This is a genomic window from Bacillus mesophilum (assembly GCF_008923265.1).
Lineage (GTDB): Bacteria > Bacillota > Bacilli > Bacillales > Cytobacillaceae > Cytobacillus > Cytobacillus mesophilum.
The window spans coordinates 502157-521781 of sequence record NZ_WBOT01000001.1 but is presented as its reverse complement, the minus strand read 5'-3'; the positions used below and the strand labels follow the sequence as shown (position 1 = coordinate 521781).

The window sequence follows — 19625 nt, the reverse complement described above, 5'->3', positions numbered from 1 at the left end:
TATATCCAAGGCTCATGAATGATATTGAATCAGACCCAAATCAGATGCGCTTCCTGAGCACATGAAAGCTAAACTTGTCAGCTCTGAAATAGTTGACCGAGTAAAGGATTGGCTCGTCCATTTCATCATAATGCATTTGCTTTAAGACAAGCAGTGCAGTTTCAGGATCACATTCTAATATCGGGGAAACTTTATCGTGATAACCAATGGGTTCTATCTGTGCAATGGCATATGTAATCTTCCGGCCAGCATCTGTTCCCAGCACATCCAAAAATGACTCCTTCTCATGTGAGAAGGTATCTGGAAGGATTTTTTCAGGCACTTTGTCTATACAATAGACGACCGGCTCACCATTGGCGGTTCTTACCCTTTCGATCACAGCAATTTCTTCCTCAATAGAACATGAAAAACGACGAATATCCTCCTCAGTTGGCCCTTGGGTGACTGAGCTTAAAAAAATAGTTCCAGGCTTCATGCCAGCTTGCAATATCATGTTTGTGACACTGTTCAGCTGTTCTATTCCAGATGTAAACAACGGCTTTGCATTCACAAAAGTTCCTACTCCATGGCGGCGAATAATGATATTCTCTTCTTCAAGAATTCTTAGCGCCTCACGCAGTGTCGCTCTGCTGACACCGAGCTGTTTTGCAAGGTCAAACTCAGATGGGAGTTTTTCTCTTTCTTTATATAACCCTACCTCAATGTCCTGCTTTAAACGATCGATGACTTGCAAGTATAAATGCCGGTTATCTGACTTAATAGACATGCAGTGTTCCTCCAACCCATTTTCTCAAGACATCAGACCTCTGATGTTCAATCATTCCTACTAATCGAAAATACTATAACACTTTTTACCCAATAAAGGAATAGTATTTCATGAAAATGTCGAAAAAAGATAGATAGATTTCAATTGTTAAAATTGCCTAACATTTACAAAGGAATATACTGGGACTATTGCCATTTTGATATCGTTTACATTTCCCATATCAGCCATTTTTGCCTGTTGATTTTAGAATTGAGCAATAAATATAAATGTAAGCGTTTTTAATAGTATGTCACATTTAGGTGCGGTAAAGCGGATGTAAAGGGGGGGTGTCGAATGTTGACGACCGCTACAGCCGCAAGACTTTTTCATTATTTTTTATCACATGACGCATACTATGAATTTTTGCAAGGCATACCAGGAAGACAAAGCGTTCTTCATAAAACTAGCTGTTTCTTCTTCTGCCCTATTACACCTATGTAAAGCGACACTCCAACTAATTCTATCTTGATCAAAAGAAAAAGGAAGTGTCCATATCGAACACTTCCTTCTTCTTTAGCTCTATGAACTTGCTTCTTCTCCCGGCTTGCCGAGAAGCACTGATCGCGGCTTGCTTCCTTCGTATGGCCCGACAATGCCTCTTGCCTCCATTTCATCTATGAGACGGGCGGCTCTAGTATAGCCTACGCGGAATCTTCGCTGCAGCATTGATACGGAGGCTGTCTGCATTTCAAGGACAAGCTCCACTGCTTCATCGTATAATTCATCGTCCACTTTTTCTGTTTTTTCAGGCACATCCTCAGGGATCATTTCCTGCTGATATTGTGCTTTCTGCTGTCCAATGACAAAATCAACAATTTCTTCGACCTCTTCATCTGATAAAAATGCACCTTGTACACGAACAGGCTTTGAAGCACCAACAGGCAGGAACAGCATGTCACCGCGGCCAAGCAATTTCTCTGCTCCCCCCATGTCTAGTATGGTCCTTGAATCAGTCATAGACGAAACAGCAAAAGCAATTCGAGAAGGTATATTTGCCTTAATAACACCTGTGATAACATCAACAGACGGCCTTTGCGTCGCAATAATTAAATGTATGCCGGCCGCTCTGGCCATTTGAGCAAGCCTTGTAATGGCATCTTCTACATCTGAGGAGGCGACCATCATTAAATCGGCAAGCTCATCTACAATTACAACAATATACGGCAGCAGCGGCTGCTGTCCGTCTTCCTGTGCATTATGCCTTTTTACATACTCGTTGTATCCTTCAATATTTCGAGTTCCGGAATGAGAGAATAACTCATAGCGTCTTTCCATTTCACTTACCACTTTTTTCAGTGCCTGAGAAGCTTTTTTAGCATCTGTGACAACAGGGGCCAGCAAATGGGGTACACCATTGTATACATTTAATTCAACCATCTTAGGATCTATCATCATGAGTTTTACCTCATGAGGCTTTGCACGCATTAATATACTTGTGATGATTCCATTAATACACACACTTTTTCCGCTTCCTGTCGCACCAGCAACGAGCAAATGAGGCATTTTATTAAGTTCAGCCATCACTGCTTCACCCGTAATATCTCTTCCCAGTCCTATTAAAAGCTTCGCATCCGGTTTGTCCTTGCCTTTTGTCTCGATCACTTCACGCAGAGATACCATGGCCACCTCTGAATTAGGCACTTCGATCCCAATCGCCGATTTACCTGGTATTGGAGCTTCAATTCGAATATCCTTTGCAGCAAGTGCAAGTGCCAAATCATCATTTAAGCTGACGATTTTACTTACCTTTACACCCACATCCGGATGAACTTCGTATTTTGTTACAGCTGGCCCGAGATGCACTTGTGTGACCCTGGCCTTAACACCAAAACTCTGGAAGGTGCGCTCAAGCTTAGCTGCATTTGCATGAATAAGCTCATATTCTCCGCTTTGATCTGTTTGATTCGGCAGCTTTAATAAACGCATCGGCGGCAGCTGATAATCTTTGTTCTCCACTTCCGTAAAAGTAATTTGCGGTGGCAATGGATCTTCTTCTTCATTTGCTTCAGCTGTTTCTTCTGTTATAGCTGCAGATAATTCTTCTTCCTGAACATATGCTCTTTCTGCGAAACTAGAAATCATAGGTTCTGGTTTAATGTCTTCCTGAATATTCTCAGACATTGAATTAATGGTTATAACAGGATCTTCTTCAACAACCTGCTGTTCATTTTTTTCCGCTTGCTTCTGATTCTTTCTTTCCGTTCTTTTATCCTTTTGACCGCCAATCCACTCTTTGAGATCATCAATAAAAGCCAGCCATTGTTTTTTCATAAAAGAAAAGATCGAAGTCATCATCTTTCCGGCTGTTTCGCCGAATGTTTTGCCTGTTAATAATATAAAACCGATAATAATCAGTAAAAAGGCGATAATTCTTGATCCGGCTTCATCAAATAAAAAATAAAATAGTGCAAATAATATGGCCCCGACCATTCCGCCGCCAAGCTCATCTGTACTTGTTTCGCCTGCACTTTCCATCCAAAACAATTGCCATGTGTTTGATATCACACTAGGATTATCAAATTGTCCTCCGTTTGATAGAAGCTGAAATAGCTTCACATGGCTTAAGAGCAGCAGTGATGCCACTATAAAATAGATTCCAATCAGTCTTCTATTCAGTAAATAGGGTGTTTCTCTTTTCCACATTAAATATGCAGCATAAACAGCTAACCCTAATAGGCAAAGCATATACCATTCTCCCGTAAAAAATCGGAAGAAAAGAACGGTGGTCTTGCCGACTGCACCTAAACCTGCAATGGAAATGACAGCAAGTGTTAGCAATGCAAGGGCAATCAGTTCAAACTTAATTGTTCTTATTACCGTGTCTGTTGTTTTTGAGCGTCTTCTTTTCTTTTTTGCCATCATATCACCTTATTTTTATAGTTATTACCATGATAAACCACTTTGCTAGTTTTTAGGCGTAATCCTGATTATTTTTTCCTTTACAAGTATTTCACTATGTATGAAACGAGAGAGCAGCCATAAAGGCTGCTCTCTGTTTTTCCAATCTATTATAGCATATTTAGGAATTGCTAGGTTATGTTAGCGTAATTTTTGTACCAGGCATATAGGCATCATTCATATAATGATTGGGATCGCTGCTCATGACACGAAGCACTCTGCATTCAGGACCCTCAAGTTTTTCAACAAGCAAAGGAACTCCATTATGAGTAACAACCTTTTGAGAATTGTATGTGCTTGATTCTAACGGAAAAATGAGTTCTTCTGGCATCATTGTATATAAAATCATTGAACAAGACCCTCACTTTCGTCCTTGTTCATATCGATTAATTCATTTAATTTTTGCAATGCTGGGCCTACCCCGCCAACACTATCAATTAATCCATATTGCACGGCATCAGATCCGACCACATTTGTTCCAATATCTCTTGTCAGATTGCCTTTTGCAAACATTAGATCTTTAAATTGCTGTTCTTCAATATTAGAATGCTTTGTTACGAAATTAATGACACGATCCTGCATCTTATCCAAATATTCAAAGGTTTGCGGTACTCCAATTACTAAGCCTGTCAGGCGGATAGGATGAATTGTCATCGTTGCCGTCTCGGCGATAAAAGAATGGTCACAGGAAACAGCGATCGGAACCCCAATCGAGTGGCCTCCCCCAAGTACAATCGATACAGTAGGTTTTGACAATGAAGCGAGCATCTCAGATATAGCAAGACCTGCCTCTACATCTCCGCCAACCGTGTTTAAGATAACCAGTAATCCTTCAATTTTCGGATTTTGTTCAATTGCAACAATTTGCGGAATTAAATGTTCGTATTTCGTTGTTTTATTTTGAGGAGGCAGCTGAAGATGCCCTTCAATTTGTCCTACAATCGTTAAGCAATGAATTTTCGAGTCTTGAGACAGCTGCGGTACATTGGTTTGTCCAAGCTGCTGAATTTTTTCCATTAATGGCGATGGTCTGTCCTCTTTTGGCTGCTCTTGGCCCTCATTGTTTTGCATTTGGTGATCCATCCATATTTCTCCCTTCAAGCAATATATGGATAGTATGAGCGGTTCTTGGAATTTCATTCTGATATTAATGACATTCCTTTAAGAGCAGGAAGGGACTTCAGCTGATTTCGTCTGACAAACAGCAGTGAAAAGAAAAAACCCGGCAGATTAGGTCTGCCAGGTTTCCTATTCGTTTATGCTTCCATTAAGATCGGCAAAATCATAGGTCTGCGTTTTGTCTGATCATATAGGAATTGGTAGAGATGATCACGCATATCCTGCTTAATAGATGACCAGTCAAATGAAGATTCAGCCAATTTCTTTTCAACAACCTCTTTGACAAGCTGAGAGGCATCAATCAGCAGCTGTTCAGATTCCCGCACATAAACAAATCCTCTTGTAATAATTTCTGGTCCAGCCGCAATCTTTTTTTCCTTTTTGTTTAGCGTGACAACAACAAGGAGGATACCATCCTGTGATAACAGTTTGCGGTCTCTTAAAACGATGTTCCCCACATCGCCAACACCGCTTCCGTCGATTAATACATTACCTGCAGTAACTTTACCGGCGGTACGGAACATACCATTTTTATATTCAAAGCTTTCTCCTTTGTCCGGGATAAAGATATTGCTTTTTTCAACGCCACATTCTGCCGCAACCTTAGCATGGGCTTTAAGCATTCTATATTCACCATGCACAGGCATAAAGAATTTTGGATTCATCATATTAATCATAAATTTCAATTCTTCTTGACTGCCATGACTAGATGTATTAAATGTTCCTTTTCCGGAAATAACATGTGCACCAGCTCTATAGAGCATATCAACGGTTTTAGAAATAAAAAGCTCTGTTCCCGGAACCACTGATGCAGCGATTAGAACAGTATCACCCTTTTTTATATTGATATGACGATGAGATTGCTTGGCCATTTTTTGAAGGACTTCAATTGGTTCACCTTGAGAACCTGTCGTCATTACAACAACCTGCTGATCATCATAACTTGAGATTTCTGATAAAGTAATGATCATATCTTCATCCACTTGCAGATAATTCAAAGAAAGAGCGATTTGATAGACTTTCTTCAGACTTTTACCGGCTACTGCCACTTTTCTTCCAGTTTTAGCTGCAGCATCAAATATATGCTGCATGCGGACTAGATCTGACGCGAAAGTTGCTGCAATAATCCTGCCTTGTGCTTGTTCGAAGATGGTGATTAGCTCCTTCAATACGATTGCCTCAGACTTTGTGTAGCCTGGCTTTTCTGCCTCGGTGCTATCAGAGAGCAGGCATAGTACCCCCTCTTCTCCAATTCTGGCCATCTTGCCGATGTCAGCTTTGTATAAACTTGATGCCGCTTGATCAAATTTAAAGTCTCCAGTATAAACAATAGCTCCTTCAGATGTATGTATACTTATGCCGACACTGTCGGGTATGCTATGGGTTGTCCGAAAAAAAGAAACCCGTGCAGATTCAAATTCCAAATGAGTTTCAGCCTGGATTTCAATCAGCTGTGCTTTGCCTTTAAATTCATTTTCCTTCAATTTTGCCTGTGCTAAAGCCAGCGTTAATTTCGTTCCATATACAGGCACTTGCAGAACTCTTAAAATATACGATAACGCTCCGATATGATCTTCATGTCCGTGCGTAAGAAAAATTCCGACCACGCGATCTTTGTTCTGCTCTAAATACGAGATATCCGGTATCACGATATCGATCCCCAGCATTTCATTTTCAGGATACATAAGACCCGCATCGAGAACGTAAATATCCTCGTCCACTTCCACTAAATACATGTTTTTGCCTAATTCTCCGACTCCCCCGAGTGGTGTAATCTTGATGCTTTCATTCTGTCTGTTCAATGTATGTTTCCTCCTATATTTCTTTAGCCGACCGTAATCAGTTATCCATATTATACTTGAACAATGAAAATGATGACAACCAGAATTATGCAAATAGTTAGAAATACGGATCTGAATTTTTTGAAAATAACAGAATTTACGCAGTGTCAGTACATTTCACTAAGCCATTCTCCAGGTAATAAACTGATTAACATAATGCTGTTTCACAGCCTCAGTGATTATTTAATAAGGATACTAGAAATAGAGGATCCACTTCTTTCTATAATAAAAAATACCCGAACAATTCGGCAGGTTTTCTGGAAATCATCTGCTAATTGTTCGGGTATATCATTGGCTGTATGTCTTACTCCTCGTAGTTCCTTTTTAGATTAGTTCAGCTAATTTTGCTCTTTCTTCCTGCGTTAAAGGAACCATTGGCAAACGAACGGAGCCAACATCAAGTCCGCGCATTTGTAATGCCGTTTTTACTGGAGCCGGACTAGGCGCTGCAAAAAGACCTTCCATGACAGGAAGCAGTTTTTGATGAATTTTTGCTGCTTTTGCGTTTTCATTGTTTAAGAATGCATGAACCATTTCTTGCATTTCATCTCCAAGAATGTGAGATGCAACTGAAACAACTCCAGCTCCGCCAATTGCAAGTACTGGAAGTGTAATGCCATCATCCCCGCTGTATAGCGAAAAATCATCTGCTGTTCCGGCAATGATTTCAGTCATTGCATTTAAATTTCCGCTCGCTTCCTTAACAGCTGTGATATTCGGGATTTTAGAAAGGCGGATAATGGTTTCAGGTGTCATATTAACAACTGATCTGCCTGGAATATTATAAACCATAACTGGAAGTGCAGTGCTTTCAGCAACGGCTTTAAAATGCTGATATAAGCCTTCCTGATTTGGTTTATTATAATATGGTGCAACGATCATAACAGCATCTACACCAATTTTTTCTGCTTTCTTCGTTAAATCAATTGATTCATACGTGTTGTTGCTGCCTGTTCCGGCAATGACTGGAACCCGCTTATCAACAACCTTGACAACATGCTGAAACAAAGCAAGCTTTTCTTCCTTTGTTAACGTAGGTGATTCCCCTGTTGTTCCTGCAATAACAAGAGAATCTGTGCCATGCTCAATTAAATGATTGACTAACTGTGTTGTTTTTATAAAATCGACATGGCCTTTGCTGTCAAATGGTGTGACCATCGCTGTAGAAATTCTGCCAAATTGAATCATTGTTCCACTCCTTCGTACGGTTGCTTATTGATCTTTTTTTTCGTATTCTGCTGCGTCTTTTTCTAGATGGAAGGCACCGTGCAGTGCATTCACCGCTTTTGCCAGATCTGCTTGTTTTACAAGCACCCAAATGGTTGTATGGCTATCTGCTGACTGAAGGATTCTAATACCCTGCTCTGATAAAGCTGTAACAATTTTTGAAGCCACTCCCGGTACACCTTGCATTCCTGCTCCGACAACAGATACTTTTGCACAGGCTTTTTCAAAATTTGGTTCGTGACCAAGATCCTTCAAAACTGAAATCGCCCGATCTGTCATTTCTTCCGTAACCGTGTAAGTAACTCCGTTAGGATAAATATTAATAAAATCAACACTTATTCCTTCATTAGCCATTGCTTTAAATACTTCTGATTGCAGGTTGTATTGATCTTTTTTAGCCACCACTTTAATTTGTGTGACGTTTGGAACGTGAGCAATCCCGGTTACTGGACGCTCTTTTATATCTGTTCCCCTGCTGTTGCGATTAATTGTTGTAACAAGAGTTCCGGGACTATCACTATAGGTCGAGCGGATTCGAATCGGAATTTTAGACTGCATGGCAATCTCCACAGCACGGGGGTGTATAACCTTTGCTCCTTGATAGGCCATGTTGCAAACCTCAGTATAGGTAACTACTGATAATGGTCTTGCTTTTTCCGCAATACGCGGATCGGCAGTCATGATTCCTTCTACATCGGTAAAAATATCAATCCATTCCGAATTTAATGCAGCACCCAATGCAGCAGCAGATGTATCACTACCGCCTCTGCCAATGGTTGTTACATCGCCATTCTTAGCTGATCCCTGGAAGCCGGCTACGACCACTGCATCATGATGTTCAAGTTCACTCAGCAGACGCGCACACTTCATATCAATAATTTTAGCATTTGTATGATCATTGTTAGTACGGAATCCAGCTTGGGCACCTGTAAGAGATGTAGCTGAGATCCCTTCCTGACGAAGCATATTTGTAAATACAACACTTGAAATGACTTCACCGCATGATAATAATAAATCGGTTTCTCTTTTATTAATCAATGCTTCACCTGACTGAACAAGCGACAGCAAAGTATCCGTTGCATATGGGTCTCCCTTTCGGCCCATTGCTGATACAACAACTACCGCTTTATAGCCATCTGCAATCGCATTTTTTATATGCCTTAAGGCATGTTTGCGGCTTTCTTCATCTTTAACAGATGTTCCGCCGAATTTTTGCACGACGATTTTCATCTAAACACCTCTAATGTTCTCTTAGCTTTTGAAGTTCTTATTTAACTAACCCTAATTTAATCAGGCTTTCTGCTATTTGAACAGAATTCCAGGCAGCGCCCTTTAATAAGTTGTCAGATACAACCCACATATGGAAACCTTCCGGCACATCTATATCCTGACGAATACGTCCGACAAATACATCATTGCTGCCAACACAATTAGCAGGCATTGGATAAATTTGTTCTTGAGGCTGATCTTGAAGAACCACTCCCGGCGCTTTTTCTAAAAGAGCCTGAATGTCAGCAACAGCAGCATCCGCACTGTCAAGTTCAACATAAACGGACTCAGAATGACCCGTAGCTACCGGCAAACGCACACACGTAGCCGCAACCTTTAGGTCTTCGCTATGCATGATCTTTTTTGTTTCATTGATCATTTTCATTTCTTCAAAAGTGAAACCGTTCTCTGTGAATTTATCGATTTGCGGAATCGCGTTAAAAGCTATTTGATAATGCTTTTTGTCTCCCTTTACTGGCAGAATTTCTGGTGTAAAAGGTTCATTATTTAAAATCGCCTGTGTTTGCTGTGTTAATTCCTCAACAGCAGCAGCACCAGAGCCTGAAACAGCCTGGTACGTTGATACTATTACTTTTTTAAGGCCGTATTTTTCTTTTAATGGCTGCAGAGCTACGACCATTTGGATGGTCGAACAGTTTGGATTGGCAATAACGCCTTTGTGATTCAATAAATCTTGTTCATTTACCTCTGGCACAACTAAAGGCACATTCTCATCCATGCGGAATGCACTTGTATTATCGACCACAATTGCCCCATGCTCAACTGCTGCAGGAGCAAGCTCTTTTGAGACACTGCCTCCAGCGCTAAATAAGGCAATATCTACACCTTGAAAGCTTTCCGGCTTTGCCTCTTCCAGTTTATATTCTACCCCTTTAAAAGAAACTGTCTTCCCTGCTGAACGTGCAGATGATAACAGTGTTAGTTTACTGATTGGAAAATCTCTTTTTTCTAATGTTTGCAGCATTTGCTGTCCTACAGCACCAGTCGCACCTACAACAGCTACATGAAATCCTTTTTTCTCGCTCACTTCGTGTTTCCCCTTCCGTCTCCATATATTTCATCTTCATTTAATAAATCGTGGGTAAAAACCGCGAAAATCCAGTACAGCATAAACCTCATTCAAAAGCTGTATGGTTTGATTAAACTCTAGAGATCAAGTTCCACTTCATTTTATCATATTCACTCATTAAAGAATAAGTTTTTATTATGTTAGGATTAGCAATGTTTTCTGTGGTTTAGGATCTCCAGCAGTATGGTGGATTGAAGTTTTTTATACCACGTCTTTTAAATGTCGGAACTTCATAAGAATATGTGGAGAAAGTTTTGCGGGTTTTTGTATTATAGAGGTACTTCACATTTAAATGGAACTGGAGCAAGCTCCTTCTGCAGCAGACTTGCTCCCTTTTTACTACACTAGTCTTTATAGCGTTCAACGATCACAGGCTGAAGCTGTTTTCCTTCAAGTGCTGCTTCAATTGTTTCAGAGATAAGAGTCATTCTTGCGACCATAGAATTTGGTTTATTCACTGGATCATCTTGGCCATATGGAATAAAATAAATATTTTTCGTTGCCATTAGTCGCATTAAATTTACACCATTTAAACCTAAAGCATCATTTGTGGAGATGCCAAGCACAACTGGGCTGCCATTTCGCAATGTTGCCTTAGCCGCCATCAGGACAGGGGAATCGGTCATGGCATTTGCAAATTTGCTCATTGAATTACCAGTAAATGGTGCAACAACCATACAATCAAGCGGCAGTTTCGGACCAAGAGGTTCTGCAGCAACAATCGAGTCAATTGCTTTGTTGCCTGTTAAATCTTCAATGCGCTTTACCCAGTCTTCCCCTTTTCCAAATCTAGTTGTTGTGTTTTTCACCGTAAAAGTAACCACTGGAATAACTTCCGCGCCAGCATTAACAAGTTTTTCGATTTCAGGAAAGACTGCATCATACGTACAATGCGAGCCTGTTAGACCGAAGCCGATGCGTTTTCCTTTTAAGCTCATGATTGCTGCTCCTTTCTTGTCTGTAATTCTTCTCCTATTAACTGAGTTAATACATTAGCCAATATCTGTCCTGCCGTTTTTGGCGCCACAATCCCTGGTAAACCTGGAGCCAGCAATGCTTTTACTCCACGTTTTTCAGCATATCTGAAATCGGTACCGCCCGGCTTTGAAGCCAAATCTATGATTAATGTATGAACAGGCAGTTTAGATATAACAGAAGCTGTTAAGACAAGATGCGGGATCGTATTAATGCAGATATCTGTGTTTGCAACAGCTTTTTCAATGTCGTCCATATGAAACGGGGTCATTCCCATTTCAGTAATTCTAGCAATATGTGCACTTTGTCTCGCTCCAACTTTTACTTTAGCGCCTAAGGCCTGAAATGTTCTCGCGGTGCTCATACCTGTGCGTCCAAGACCCAAAACGGTAATTTCTGAACCATGAATAGTAAAATCAGTATGCTGAATCGCCATCATAATGGTTCCTTCAACAGTGGGAATTGAATTATAGATGGCTACATCATCGCGCTCAAAGAGTTTAACTAGTTTGCGATTTGCCTTATCTGTAATTTCGGTTAAATAATCATTTGAAATTCCGGAGTAAATCGTGCAATGGGAAGGAGTCTGATCTAATATTTCTTGATTTAAATAAACTTTTTCATTCGAAAAAATTGTTTCGACTTTACCTTCCAGACTTGTTCCCGCAACAGGCAATATAATGTGATCTATATGCGAAAAATCAACTTCATCAATTTTTTCCTTTGCCGCCCCGGTAAAAGCGTGATCCAATTGTTCAAAGCCAATTAAGGATAGCTTTGCATCCAGCTCGGTTAGTTTGCGAATAATCTCCAGCTGCCTTGCATCTCCGCCGATAACTGCGATTTGTAATCCTGTCAGCATGCAACACTCACCTTCTTTTAAAGAATCCATATAGACTCTTTTACTGAACTACTTCAACATCTTATGTTCATAAGAATCATTCGGTGAGTTTTCCAACATAAAAAGAGCGAATAACTCCATGCAGTTATTCGCTCTTTGTCTTATTCAGTTCCATCAGGAATGTCAATGATGATCATATCATTGCCTATTTTTTGTATATGGCTCCAAGGTACACGTACCTCCGTGCCTTGCCGCTTAAATCCAAACCATTTAACATTCGGAATAAGCAATGCCTGTATTTGCCCTGTGGTTTCGTTAATCTCTAAGTCAGTTTGACCCAGTACACCAAGTCGTTCAGCTTTTTTTACATCTACAATCTCTTTGCCGCTAAGTTCACTCAGTCGCATGCGGAAGCCTCCAATTGTTATGTCTTCGTATTCTTTTTACTATTTTATTGACCAAGTTCTCTATTTAGAAGTGATTTGCCTACCAACATTGTAGAAAATATAGGTTATGGTAAAACGTGAGGATGGAATATGTGCTTTTAATAGATGAGAAGGCCCCTTTTTCATGCTTAAGCACCTGCTAAGAGTTTTAAGTAAAAAAAGCTTAGAGAAGTTGATCTCTAAGCCTGCTTGGTCGCTATTTGTTATGCCTATCATTCACCGTTCTGCGCAATGGCACGGAGCAGTCCGGTTCTTAGGTTTATAAGTTCTTTGGCATTTCCCCGGCAGGACTGATCAGCGCGACTGAGAACTGATCATTAAAAATGGTTTGTGCCATTTCATCAACAGAGGATTTTGTCACGGCATCAATTTCTTCCACGATTTCATCCAATGTGCGGTGACGGCCTAAGATTAATTCATTCTTGCCGTTTCGGCTCATGCGGCTGTTGGTGCTTTCTAGACTCAGCATTAAGCTTCCCTTCATTTGTTCCTTGCTATTGCTTAATTCTTTGTCGGTAATGCCTTCTGCCTTTAATTTTTGCAGTGTTTCCTGCATTGTATCATATAGAACATCAAGCTGATTTGCACCCGTACCTCCATATAATGTTACAATGCCGCTGTCCTGGAATGCAGAATGATAAGAGAAAACGGAGTATGCTAATCCTTTTTGCTCCCTTACATCCTGGAAAAGTCTGCTGCTCATGCTTCCGCCTAAGATATTATTTAAAACGATTAGGCTATACATATCTTCATGGCCAACCTGCAAGCCTTCAAAGCCTAGACATAAATGAGCCTGCTCGGTTTCTTTTTTACGTGCAAGACGATTCGGATGGAAGGAAGGCTTCTCCGTCGTTCTTGCTTTTTTTGAAGCTTCATAGGAACCAAATAGTTTTTCTACGTCATTAATAAAACTTTCGTCAATATTCCCAGCCACGGAAATAACCACATTTTCAGGCGTGTAGTTTTCATACATATATTCTTTGAGCGTATCTCCATTAAAGGTTGCAAGTGTGCCTTCAGTTCCTAAAATAGGATAACCCAGCGGATGATTTTCATAAATCGCCTGACTTAAAATATCATGTACAATATCGTCCGGCGTATCTTCATACATTTTTATTTCTTCATATACTACATTTTTTTCTTTGTTTAACTCTTCATCAACAAATGTTGAATGAAAAAACATATCTGACAGTACGTCCAGAGCAAAATTTGCGTGTGTGTCTAATACTTTCGCATAATAGCAAGTATACTCTTTTGAAGTAAAGGCATTTACTTGTCCGCCAATGCTGTCAAAAGACTCGGCTATTTCTCTGGCTGACCTTGTTTTTGTTCCTTTAAAAAACATATGCTCTAAAAAATGCGAGATTCCATTGTTTTCAGCATGTTCATTTCTTGAACCTGTTCCAATCCAAACGCCAATTGCGACGGATCTGACAGTCGGAATATTTTCTAGTACAACTCTTACCCCATTTTGACAAGTATATTTTTTTATCAAAATATTTCCTCCTGTTCTTTGCTTGCTGTTAGCTCCAAACCGCTAAATATTGAGGGCACCTTCCGCTTTTTTCACTGTTGCATTTTGTGCGGAAATCTTCAAGGTCCTATGTATTCATCTGGAGCTTTTGCTGCCGCACAGGTCTGACCCCCTCAAACCATTTACAGTGCATACGGTATTAGTTTATATCATTATAGTTACTTTTTCCAAATTACTGATTATTATTTTTGTTCTTCAGCAAAAATTCTGCGTTCGTCCAGGAGCTGAGACACTGTACCTATTTCGAGATTTTTGCTATTCAGCCCTTTTATAAGACGATCAAGAGAGTCTGCTGTTGACTTCGTTGGATGCATTAAGATCATTGCTCCATTATGCACCTTGTCCATAACCCTTTTGATCAGTACTTCTGGGGCGGGTTTCTGCCAATCAATTGTATCAACGGTCCACATAACCGTTCCTAATCCTTTTTCGGCAGCTATTGATACGATTTCATCCCGATAACTTCCGCTAGGGGGAGCAAACCAGCGAACTTTTGTATTTTTTTCAGAAATGGCTTCAATAACCTCATTTGTCTTGTGAATCTCCTCACGGGCTTTTGCAGCAGATACATTTTTCATATCCGGATGTGTATAAGAATGGTTGCCAAGTTCATGTCCCGCAGCTGCAATCATTTTGACCAGATCAGGATTATTCTGCGCCCAGCGGCCTTCTAAAAAGAAACTAGCAGAAACATGATGTTTTTTTAATGTTGCAAGCATATCAGGCAGATACTCGTTTCCCCATGCAACATTAATAATAAACGACACCATCGGTTTATCAGGATGGCCTTTATAGACAGGTGATGGAGGAAGATCACTTAAATGAGTTTTAGGCGGTATTTGATCATATACAAGCTTATCCTTGTCAAATACGTTATCCTTCTTCATTTTTTTATATGATTCCTCTATATTGACTTTTACCCCATTTAATCCAGGCAAAGCCTTCCAGACACGATCTATTTTCGCATCTGCTGGAGCAATATTATATTGCTCTGCCTTCTCTTTAATTTCATCCAGCAGCGGTTTTGTTTGACCAGTAACTGCAATGCTTTCTGTCTTTAGATTTGCAACATATGTAGTCGTCAATGAATTATTAACTATTAGAAAGGAAATAAAACAAATGCTGATCAGCATTACTAATTTTTTCATTCCACACGCCTCCTCAGTACAAAGTATGTTTTGAGCGGACAAGGTAGAACGAAGAATACGTCCATACATTTAGTTTTATCACACAAACACTTTTTACAGGTACATAGTTACTTTCAGGTGGTGTTAAGTTGCTCTTCATCTCATGCATCAGCCGAGAATATTCTTCCATCCAGTAAGGGTGACCATACCATCTAGAGCCAGATGAAATCAAAAGTGCCGCTTGAATATATGTAGGAAAAAGCCAGGGAAATTCCCTGACTTTCTTAAACGATATTAATTATTGGTTCAAATAGCTTATTGCTGTGCCTTTTCTTGTTGTTCACGCTGTTCGCGCAGGACAGCTTTTCTTGATAAGTTCACACGGCCTTGCTTATCAATTTCTGTTACTTTAACAAGAATCTCGTCACCAATGGAAACTACATCTTCCGTTTTGCCAACACGTTCTTCTGCCAATTCAGAAATATGAACAAGTCCATCCTTGCCATTGAAGATTTCAACAAATGCACCGAATTTTTCAATCCGTTTAACTTTTCCTAAATACATTTGTCCTACTTCTACTTCGCGTACGATATCTTCAATAATGGATTTAGCCTTTTGGTTCATTTCTTCATTAATAGAAGAAATAAAGACTGTTCCATCTTGTTCGATATCAATTTTAACGCCAGTTTCTTCAATAATCTTATTGATTTGTTTTCCGCTTGGCCCAATTACATCACGGATTTTATCCGGATTGATGCTAAGCATAAGAATTTTAGGTGCATATTGAGATAGCTCTTGTTTTGGCTCTGCAATCGTGCTTAACATAGAATCTAAAATCTGCATGCGGCCTGTTTTTGCTTGCTGAAGGGCTTCTTCCAGAATTTCACGGGATAGGCCTTCAATTTTAATATCCATTTGCAATGCCGTAACACCTTTTGATGTACCTGCTACTTTAAAGTCCATATCACCAAGATGATCTTCCATACCTTGAATATCCGTCAAAATGGAATAATGATCACCTGATTTTATTAGACCCATTGCAATACCAGCAACTGGTGCTTTAATTGGCACACCTGCATCCATCATAGCTAAAGTGCTTGCGCAAATACTAGCTTGAGAAGTTGAACCATTGGATTCTAATACTTCAGAAACAAGACGAATTGTATATGGAAAATCTTTTTCTGATGGAATAATCGGTTCTAATGCTCTCTCACCAAGTGCTCCATGTCCAATTTCACGGCGGCCAGGTCCACGAATAGGTCCAGTTTCACCAACACTGAAATTAGGGAAATTATAGTGGTGCATGAAGCGTTTCTCTTCTTCAATGCCTAATCCATCTAAAATTTGCACATCACCAAGCGCTCCAAGTGTACAAATGCTAAGTGCCTGTGTTTGCCCGCGAGTAAACAGACCAGAGCCGTGAGTACGCGGAAGTAATCCTATTTCAGAAGAAAGCGGGCGGATTACTTCTAATCCACGGCCATCCGGACGGACTTTGTCTTCTGTAATTAATCGTCTTACTTCACCCTTAACAATTTTATCAAGGATTTGTTTTACTTGCTTAAGCTGATCTTCGTCTGCTTCTTTTTCCTCGTATTGAGAAACAACTTCAACTTTTACTTCTTTGATAGCAGCCTCACGTGCATGCTTCTCTTGTACTTGGATGGCTTTAATCATTTTTTCTTCACAAATGCTGCGAACTTCAGCTTCAAGCTCTTGATCTACTTGATAAAGAACAACTTCCATTTTGTCTTTGCCAATTTCTTCAGCGATTTTCTCTTGGAACGAAATCAAGCGTTTGATTTCTTCATGTCCATACATAATTGCCTCAAGCATTGTTTCTTCAGGTACTTCATCCGCACCCGCTTCAACCATATTAATCGCGTCTTTAGTACCGGCAACGACTAAATGAATATCACTTTGCTCAGTTTGTGCAACAGACGGATTGATGATGAATTTACCATCGATTCTTCCAACTGTTACTCCAGCAATTGGTCCGCCAAAAGGAATGTCAGATACACTTAATGCTAAAGATGATCCGAACATCGCAGCCATTTCGGAAGAGCAGTCCTGATCCACACTCATCACCATGCTGACAACTTGTACATCATTACGGAAACCATCAGCGAAAAGAGGACGGATCGGACGGTCAATTAGGCGGCTTGCAAGAATTGCTCTTTCACTCGGACGGCCTTCTCTCTTAATGAAGCCTCCCGGAATTTTACCAACAGCGTATAAACGCTCCTCATAATTAACAGTTAACGGAAAGAAATCTAAATTTTTCGGTTCCTTTGAAGCAGTTGCTGTGCTTAATACAGCTGTATCCCCATAACGAACTAATACAGCACCATTTGCTTGCTTTGCAAGCTGGCCAACTTCAACAGTCAGCTTACGACCAGCCCATTCAAGGCTGTAGACATGTTTATCTTGTCCCATATTTGTACCCCTCTCTGCCATTTCACTTACAAAGGGAGGAAAACTCCACCCATAATTTATCGAAAAGCAATATGCTTAACATTCATTAAAGAAAGCGTTAGCACCTAGCTCAGCCCTGAGAAGCCTATGTCGAGGAAGACAGAAGGTCGTTTCTTATACCTTTTGGCAGGACCCGCATATGATTATACAAGGACTAAATGCTAAAGCTAAACACTATTTAAATAACCATAAATCAGCTTTTATAAAACAATTATACATTCACTAGTATGCACACTTTTTTTAATCTGTAAAATGTAATCAGTTATGTATTGAATATAAAAAAAGCAGCTTTTTTTGCTAATAAAAAAGCGGGAAAAATCCCGCTTCTCTGAAATAAGACATTAGAATATAAAGCCGGACATAAGTCTGCTTTATAAGCATTCTTATTATCGGCGTAAACCAAGCTTGTTGATTAACACACGGTAACGCTGAACGTCTTTGTTACGAAGGTAAGTTAGTAAGTTACGGCGCTTACCTACCATTTTAAGAAGACCGCGACGAGAGTGGTGGTCTTTCTTGTGCGTACGTAAATGATCGTTCAAGTTGTTGATTTCTTCTGTAAGGACAGCGATTTGAACTTCTGGAGATCCAGTATCACTCTCATGAGTTTTGTACTCAGCGATAAGTTCATTTTTACGTTCTTTTGTGATTGCCATCCGGTTCACCTCCTAATAGATATCCCCTGTTACTGAGCAAGCGTCGGTGACTCGACTTGCCAAGCAAAGGTTCTTTTTTAATACGTTATTAAGAATACATCTTTTCCTTTTAAAATGCAAGGATAATCGACGTTTTTTGTCATGAAAAGAGTTGCGTTTGAATTCATCACGTCAGAATTTAATCATTTTATGACTTTATTTTGAACATGAAGTAGATTTTATCTCCACTTCAGGATGCTCGCTTTCTGCTTCTCCCACAGGTGTCTCGCAACCTTCCATTCCTAACCCTCGCCAAACACTTCAAAAATTCACTAAAAGAATCAATCCTTACCTAGCAGCTGTTTTTCTTTTAGTTTCTTCAGATAAAAGACAGCTTCTTCTTTATCCTGATTAATTTGCTTAACAAGTTCGTCGATCCCAGCGAATTTCTTTTCGCTGCGCAGATGTTTATGCCATTCAATGGTAACAGTCTTCCCATATATATCCTTGTTAAACTCAAATATATGAACTTCAACAGAAGGCTTTTTCATTTTTTCATTATGAAAGGTTGGCTTATAGCCAATATTGCATACACCTTCATGCCATTTGCCCTCTATTTGAATATTAACGGCGTATACACCAGTTGGCGGTATCAAATAATCTTCGGAGTGCTCTACATTTGCAGTAGGAAAGCCAATCGTCCGGCCGCGTTTATCACCGTGAATGACAGTTCCGGAGGTAGTATAGAACCTGCCAAGCAGAGCAGGAAGTTCAGCTGTTTTCCCTGCTGCAATCATGCTTCTTATTTTAGTGGAGCTGATTTTGCCTTCTTCCCATTCAAGTTTAGGAACAATCGCAGACTGAAATTGACCGCGAGAATGAAACGGCAGTGTTTCCATCGTTCCTCTGCCCATTTTTCCATAAGAGTAATCAAATCCAGCTGTTACACAGGTAACATTTAAACCAATTAAATAGGAATCAGCAAATTCCTGGGGCAGGAGACTCGCAAATTCCTTTGTAAAATGCACAACAAATAAATAATCAATCCCAAGATGTTCAATTAACGAAATTTTGACATCCAGAGGGGTAATATATTCAACATGCTGTACGCTTTTTCCCAGTACAACTGAAGGATGGGGATCAAAAGTCATGACCGCACTCTTCATTCCCTTTTCTTCTGCTGTCTTTTTTGCTTCAAGAATCACTTTTTGATGGCCAAGATGAACACCGTCAAAAAAGCCTAATGCTATAGACAGCTCAGGAAAATCGCTTTGCTTTAATTCATGTGGATGATGAATGTATATAACTTTCACAAAAACTCACCTTTTCTATTCAAGCGCCGA

Annotated in this window: 16 protein-coding genes; all 16 read right to left on the bottom strand. The window is 40.0% G+C overall.

Annotation, left to right across the window (positions count from 1 at the left end; genetic code table 11):
• Window positions 1-40: 40 nt before the first annotated feature.
• Entirely contained in the window at window positions 41-766 is a 726-nt protein-coding gene (locus F7732_RS02585) for a GntR family transcriptional regulator (RefSeq protein WP_066446441.1), read from the bottom strand.
• Window positions 767-1324: 558 nt separating this feature from the next.
• On the bottom strand, window positions 1325-3664 hold the full coding sequence (locus F7732_RS02580) for a DNA translocase FtsK (RefSeq protein WP_151572112.1): 2340 nt from the start codon (window positions 3662-3664) through the stop codon (window positions 1325-1327).
• 175 nt (window positions 3665-3839) lie between these two features.
• Window positions 3840-4052 (bottom strand): YlzJ-like family protein, encoded by a 213-nt coding sequence (locus F7732_RS02575; RefSeq protein WP_151572111.1) that lies wholly within the window; start codon window positions 4050-4052, stop codon window positions 3840-3842.
• Window positions 4049-4786, bottom strand: a complete 738-nt coding sequence (locus F7732_RS02570; protein ID WP_151572110.1) for a ClpP family protease — start codon at window positions 4784-4786, stop codon at window positions 4049-4051. The genes F7732_RS02575 and F7732_RS02570 overlap by 4 nt, the downstream gene beginning before the upstream one ends.
• A 173-nt stretch (window positions 4787-4959) precedes the next feature.
• The gene (locus F7732_RS02565) at window positions 4960-6624 is read right to left on the bottom strand and encodes a ribonuclease J (RefSeq protein ID WP_240056502.1); all 1665 of its coding nucleotides are present in this window, start codon (window positions 6622-6624) and stop codon (window positions 4960-4962) included.
• A 363-nt stretch (window positions 6625-6987) separates the two neighbouring features.
• Complete coding sequence (dapA, locus tag F7732_RS02560; protein WP_151572109.1) at window positions 6988-7851, bottom strand: 4-hydroxy-tetrahydrodipicolinate synthase; 864 nt, start codon at window positions 7849-7851, stop codon at window positions 6988-6990.
• Window positions 7852-7875: 24 nt separating this feature from the next.
• On the bottom strand, window positions 7876-9120 hold the full coding sequence (gene dapG, locus F7732_RS02555; RefSeq protein WP_151572108.1) for an aspartate kinase: 1245 nt from the start codon (window positions 9118-9120) through the stop codon (window positions 7876-7878).
• A 37-nt stretch (window positions 9121-9157) separates the two neighbouring features.
• Window positions 9158-10207: an aspartate-semialdehyde dehydrogenase gene (gene asd, locus F7732_RS02550; protein ID WP_151572107.1), complete on the bottom strand. Its 1050-nt coding sequence runs from the start codon at window positions 10205-10207 to the stop codon at window positions 9158-9160.
• 386 nt (window positions 10208-10593) lie between these two features.
• Entirely contained in the window at window positions 10594-11190 is a 597-nt protein-coding gene (dpaB, locus tag F7732_RS02545) for a dipicolinate synthase subunit B (RefSeq protein ID WP_192912994.1), read from the bottom strand.
• On the bottom strand, window positions 11184-12086 hold the full coding sequence (gene dpaA, locus F7732_RS02540) for a dipicolinic acid synthetase subunit A (RefSeq protein WP_151572105.1): 903 nt from the start codon (window positions 12084-12086) through the stop codon (window positions 11184-11186). Before dpaA ends, dpaB begins: the two co-directional genes overlap by 7 nt.
• Window positions 12087-12226: 140 nt before the next feature.
• Window positions 12227-12472, bottom strand: a complete 246-nt coding sequence (locus F7732_RS02535) for a YlmC/YmxH family sporulation protein (protein WP_066446474.1) — start codon at window positions 12470-12472, stop codon at window positions 12227-12229.
• A 298-nt stretch (window positions 12473-12770) separates the two neighbouring features.
• Window positions 12771-14006 (bottom strand): M16 family metallopeptidase, encoded by a 1236-nt coding sequence (locus F7732_RS02530; protein WP_151572104.1) that lies wholly within the window; start codon window positions 14004-14006, stop codon window positions 12771-12773.
• Between the two features lie 221 nt (window positions 14007-14227).
• Window positions 14228-15193 (bottom strand): polysaccharide deacetylase family protein, encoded by a 966-nt coding sequence (locus tag F7732_RS02525; RefSeq protein ID WP_151572103.1) that lies wholly within the window; start codon window positions 15191-15193, stop codon window positions 14228-14230.
• Between the two features lie 294 nt (window positions 15194-15487).
• On the bottom strand, window positions 15488-17608 hold the full coding sequence (gene pnp, locus F7732_RS02520; RefSeq protein WP_066446486.1) for a polyribonucleotide nucleotidyltransferase: 2121 nt from the start codon (window positions 17606-17608) through the stop codon (window positions 15488-15490).
• Window positions 17609-18033: 425 nt separating this feature from the next.
• Complete coding sequence (rpsO, locus tag F7732_RS02515; protein WP_066446488.1) at window positions 18034-18303, bottom strand: 30S ribosomal protein S15; 270 nt, start codon at window positions 18301-18303, stop codon at window positions 18034-18036.
• A 320-nt stretch (window positions 18304-18623) separates the two neighbouring features.
• Window positions 18624-19595 (bottom strand): bifunctional riboflavin kinase/FAD synthetase, encoded by a 972-nt coding sequence (ribF, locus tag F7732_RS02510; RefSeq protein ID WP_151572102.1) that lies wholly within the window; start codon window positions 19593-19595, stop codon window positions 18624-18626.
• Window positions 19596-19625: the final 30 nt, after the last annotated feature.